This window comes from Actinomycetota bacterium (genome assembly GCA_030776725.1).
GTDB lineage: Bacteria > Actinomycetota > Nitriliruptoria > Nitriliruptorales > JAHWKO01 > JAHWKW01.
The window spans coordinates 1-3,442 of record JALYHG010000198.1; the positions used below are offsets into that span (position 1 = coordinate 1).

Here is a 3,442-nt window from a genome sequence, read left to right on the forward strand (position 1 = left end):
GTCAGCAGCCCGGCGGTCGCCGAACTGTCGAAGCTGATCGAGAACACCTTCCGCCACGTCAACATCGCTCTCGTCAACGAACTCGCCATGTTCGCCGCGGCCCTCGGGGTCGACGTGTGGGAGGCGATCGACGCCGCCTCGACCAAGCCCTTCGGGTTCATGGCGTTCCGCCCCGGACCCGGCGTCGGCGGCCACTGCCTGCCGATCGACCCCACCTACCTGTCGTGGCGGGTCAAGCGCCAGTTGGACGAGACCTTCCGGTTCGTCGAACTGGCCAACGACGTGAACCGCCACATGCCCAGCCACATCGTCACCCGGATCCAAGGTGTGCTGAACGAAGCGAAGCTGGCGGTGAACGGCTCACGGATCGTCGTCCTCGGCTACAGCTACAAGCCCAACACCGCCGATGCCCGCGAGAGCCCCGCCCGAGTGATCGTGAAGCAGCTGTCGGAGCTGGGTGCGGACGTTGCCATCGTCGACCCCCACGTGCGGGCCCCGACGCTGTCCAACGGGGCCCATGTGATGGCCGACGCACCCGACGAGCTGGTCGCCGCGGCCGACATCGTCGTGCTCGTCACCGACCACGACGCCTTCGATTACGAGCGCATCGAGCGTCGAGCCGGACGGATCTTCGACACGCGGCGGCGCTTCGGTGGCCTCGGGCGCGGCAACGTCACCTACCTGTAAGGGGTGCTCCTTCGTACCGCGAGGGCGGCGAGGGTCGCAGCAGCCACGTCGATCGCGTAGTCGATGGCCTCCGGGGTCCTGCCCGGTCGCAGCGACTGGAACGCTTCGTCCACCCCTGCCAGCAGCAGGACGACGACCACGGTGACGGCCGTGGCGGGTCGGATGTTGGCCAGCGCCCACCGCAGGCTGGCTCCGAGAGCGGCGTACTCCGCGGCGTGGGCGAGCAGACCCAGACCCGTCGGTGTCTCCGGGAACGCGTCCGCCGGCAGGGACGAGAGCCCGATGATGACCGCGTAGACGGCCGCAGGGAGGATCAGCCGGTACGTCACGGCTCACGCATTCCTAGCCGTCGGATGCTCCCGGAGTACGCCTGCGCCAGTGAACCAGTGGCGGGGGAGCTCGATCGAGCCGCGGCCGAGCGTGCGGTCGCGGCGGTCGGCGGTTAGGGCGGGCGTGTTCTGTGGTCCTTCACCGCGCTCGTTCCACGAGCGTCGAGTGGGCGCGGCGTCTCGATCATCCTGTCCACGACTGTGCTGTCGCCCTCGTGAATGCGCGCCCCTAGATTCCTGCTATGACGACGATCCTTTGGCGGCGGTCCAAGGAGGCCCGTGCTCGGCTCGCCGCCGAGCTCGACCGGCTCGAGGCGCTCCTCCGCCAGCTACGGGGAGTGGAGCAGGTGTGGGTCTTCGGGTCGCTCGTCGACGGCCGGCCGGGGCCGACGAGCGACTTGGACCTCCTCGTCATCCGCCGGACCGACGAGCCTCCCCACGTCCGAGGTGTGAACCTCGCCCGCGAGCTCGCCCCACGCGTGGCGGTCGACCTGTTCGTCTACACGCCGGAAGAGGCCACGGCGGGAGGGCGCTTCGTCGACGACGTCCGTCGGAGGGGGAGGCGGCTGCTGTGAGCCGCGATCTCGCGAAAGAGGCTAGGCGGTGGCTCGCCCAAGCCAGCGAGGACCTCGACGTCGCTGACCTCCTCGTCGACCATGGCCGGTACGCGCACGCCTGCTTCCTCGCGCAGCAGAGCGCAGAGAAGACCCTCAAGGCGTTCCTCTACGCGCGCGGGGCGGAGCTGGTGATCGGGCACAGCGTCGCCGACCTCTGCGCCGAGGTCGCCCGACAGGCTCCTGACCTCGCCGGCCGCTGCGCGGACTGGGCGACCCTTGACCAGTTCTACATCCCGACCCGTTACCCCGATGCCCTCCCTGGCGACATCCCCTCCCGGGTCTACGGCCCGGAGCAGGCTTCGGCCGCACTCAGCCGCACCCGTGACGTCCTTGAAGAGGTCAGCGTCCGTATCGACAGCGACCCGGCCGGGTAGACGCCTGCTCACGAGGACGGCGCACCCGTGGTCGCGCTCGGGCGATCTCGGGCCTCGCCGGCTCCGCCTGGCCTGACCGCGCGCAGCTCGACGAGCCTGAGGTACTCGGGCACCGCTACTCGGCCAGGCGCCGGTACAGCTCACGGTGCTGCTGGACAGAGGCCTGGAGATGCGCCAGGACCTGGTCTCGTGGGCGCTCGCCGCGCTTACGCTCGACGTACTCACGGAGGGCCTCCTCGATGACGGCCTGGAGCTGACGGCCCTCTTCGTCAGCGATCGACCGGACGGCCTCGAGCACCTCAGGGGCCGCCTGCGACGCGAGCTTCTGACGCTGCTCAGCCATGCGGCGAGAGTAGCTTGACGTTCCTTGAAAGGACTTGTCGACTCCGGCGGCGTTTGTGCTCCCGGGCGATCCGAGGTACGACCGCGCTGAACCTGGCCGCCACGGGAACGGTGCCGACATGACCCTGCTGCTGCGATCACCGCTGGCCCACGGCGGGGGTGGTGCCGGTGGCCTCGACGAGCTGATCGTCCTGGCCGTTCCGGCCGTTGCCTTCCTCGCGTTCATCGTCGTCAGCCGCCTGCGAGGAAACGGGATCCCGGAGCAGGAAGCGGACGACGTCCACCGCGCCGACACATCGGAACTCGACGGCGGGTAACCGCCCGCGTGTCCTGCTGACCGCGTCGCTCTCCCACCGACCCGGGAAGGCGGACCCGCAGCGCTCGACTAGGTGCATGCCACATCTATATGCGGAGTGCCTCTATTGAGCGGCTCGGCCACGGGTGGGAGGCTCACGGCCCTGACCTGGGCGGCGAACCGGAGGGACCCGTGTCGCGATGCAGGGCGTTGACGATCTGTGTCGTGGTGCTCCTGACCGTGCTGGCACCGCCGGCGGCCGGAGCGGAGGACACCGATCCTCGTGCCGACGCCGCCGTGCAGGTCACGGCCACACCCACCGCTACACGGGCCCACGCGGTTCCCACGGTCGCCATCCACCCCGACGACCCGAGGACGCTCGCCGTGGCCGAGGGCGACGCGTACGCGGGACGGTGCACCCTGCACGTCTCCACCAACGCGGGACTGACCTGGACGGCGCGCCCCCTGCCTGACGTGCCAGAGTGGCCACGCTGCAACATGTTCGCCAGCTTCGGTCCCGTCACCGGCGTCGCCTTCTCACAGGACGGCACGCTCTACGTCGTGCGGAGCGGGATCGACCCGTCGACCTACCACCAGCGGGTCATCCTCGACCGGACCACCGACCTGGGGGCGAGCTTCGAGACCACCGTGCTGCCGTGGGTCGAGCCGGACCTCGACGCCGGCCAGTTCGGCGCCGATGGTCTCCCGACCGTCGTCGCCGATCGCGACGAGGCGGGCCGCGTGTACGTCGGCTGGATGTCCAACAACGGCACGTGGAACCTGTCCGAGGAGGTGCTC

7 protein-coding genes are annotated in these 3,442 nt (G+C 69.8%); 5 read left to right on the forward strand and 2 right to left on the reverse strand.

Features of this window, described 5'->3' with window-relative positions:
* Positions 1-687 (forward strand): nucleotide sugar dehydrogenase (locus tag M3N57_09485; GenBank protein MDP9022905.1); only part of this gene is annotated, 687 nt, incomplete at its 5' end.
* Here M3N57_09485 and M3N57_09490 read toward each other — a convergent pair.
* Complete coding sequence (locus M3N57_09490) at positions 678-1,016, reverse strand: VanZ family protein (protein ID MDP9022906.1); 339 nt, start codon at positions 1,014-1,016, stop codon at positions 678-680. The genes M3N57_09485 and M3N57_09490 overlap by 10 nt on opposite strands.
* A 242-nt stretch (positions 1,017-1,258) precedes the next feature.
* Between M3N57_09490 and M3N57_09495 the strand changes: the two genes are divergently transcribed.
* Together M3N57_09495 and M3N57_09500 are read left to right on the forward strand one after the other, a co-directional pair.
* On the forward strand, positions 1,259-1,591 hold the full coding sequence (locus tag M3N57_09495) for a nucleotidyltransferase domain-containing protein (GenBank protein MDP9022907.1): 333 nt from the start codon (positions 1,259-1,261) through the stop codon (positions 1,589-1,591).
* Positions 1,588-2,007: a HEPN domain-containing protein gene (locus tag M3N57_09500; GenBank protein MDP9022908.1), complete on the forward strand. Its 420-nt coding sequence runs from the start codon at positions 1,588-1,590 to the stop codon at positions 2,005-2,007. Before M3N57_09495 ends, M3N57_09500 begins: the two co-directional genes overlap by 4 nt.
* 115 nt (positions 2,008-2,122) lie before the next feature.
* Here the strand turns inward: M3N57_09500 and M3N57_09505 are convergent, their stop codons facing one another.
* The gene (locus M3N57_09505; protein ID MDP9022909.1) at positions 2,123-2,350 is read right to left on the reverse strand and encodes a hypothetical protein; all 228 of its coding nucleotides are present in this window, start codon (positions 2,348-2,350) and stop codon (positions 2,123-2,125) included.
* Between the two features lie 118 nt (positions 2,351-2,468).
* On the opposite strand from M3N57_09505, the gene M3N57_09510 reads away from it, so the two are divergent.
* Together M3N57_09510 and M3N57_09515 are read left to right on the forward strand one after the other, a co-directional pair.
* The gene (locus tag M3N57_09510; protein MDP9022910.1) at positions 2,469-2,666 is read left to right on the forward strand and encodes a hypothetical protein; all 198 of its coding nucleotides are present in this window, start codon (positions 2,469-2,471) and stop codon (positions 2,664-2,666) included.
* A gap of 203 nt (positions 2,667-2,869) precedes the next feature.
* Positions 2,870-3,442, forward strand: a 573-nt coding sequence (locus tag M3N57_09515) for a hypothetical protein (GenBank protein ID MDP9022911.1), incomplete at its 3' end; no start/stop codon positions are given.

Excerpts from the sequence above, each read along its gene's own strand:
- M3N57_09495 (MDP9022907.1), top strand. The coding sequence starts at position 1,259 with ATGACGACGATCCTTTGGCGGCGGTCCAAGGAGGCCCGTGCTCGGCTC.
- M3N57_09505 (MDP9022909.1), bottom strand. The coding sequence starts at position 2,350 with ATGGCTGAGCAGCGTCAGAAGCTCGCGTCGCAGGCGGCCCCTGAGGTG.
- M3N57_09510 (MDP9022910.1), top strand. The coding sequence starts at position 2,469 with ATGACCCTGCTGCTGCGATCACCGCTGGCCCACGGCGGGGGTGGTGCC.